The sequence below is a fragment of the Staphylococcus sp. EZ-P03 genome (assembly GCF_003344575.1).
Classification (GTDB): domain Bacteria; phylum Bacillota; class Bacilli; order Staphylococcales; family Staphylococcaceae; genus Staphylococcus; species Staphylococcus simulans_B.
Genome location: NZ_QPMO01000054.1, coordinates 1 through 539 on the forward strand (window position 1 = coordinate 1; position 539 = coordinate 539).

Annotated in this window: 1 protein-coding gene; it reads right to left on the reverse strand. The window is 31.2% G+C overall.

All coding sequences use genetic code 11. From position 1 onward, the window contains the following. A partial coding sequence (locus tag DVJ99_RS12925) for a helix-turn-helix domain-containing protein (RefSeq protein ID WP_114604550.1) occupies window positions 1-484 on the reverse strand: 484 nt, incomplete at its 3' end. Window positions 485-539 lie beyond the last annotated feature (55 nt).

The following is a 539-nucleotide window of genomic DNA, read 5'->3' on the forward strand; positions in this document are numbered from 1 at the left end:
TTTTTTCGAGTTCAATTTGGATTTCCAGCAATTTATTTTCATAACGTAATCTTTCAAGTTCTTCTCTTTCAGTTTCGTTTAATGGTTGGCTAGATGATTCACTCTTCTTATTTTTCATGGCTTTGGACACACGACCTTTCGGTTTTGGTTTTAAGCCAAGAATACCATACTCATTAAATTTCTTCTGCCATTGAGCGATTAAGGAAGGATTAGGAATATTAAATATTTTCGCAGTTTCTTTATACGATAAATGATGTTTCAATCGGTATTCTATGATTTCACATTTTTCGTCTTTTGAATATTTTCTTCTTGTCATACCAGAAATGAGACCTTGAATACCGAAGGTATCGTACTGATAGATCCATCTATAGATATAAGTATGATCAATATTGTACTTTTTAGCTAATGAACCATAACCAATTTGCCCGCTTTTGTATTCTTGTAATATTTTAAGTTTGAAATCTAAACTATAACTTTTATTCATAATTAAACACCCCAAAAGTTGAATTTTGTAGGTTCAACTTTTGGGGTGCAGTACA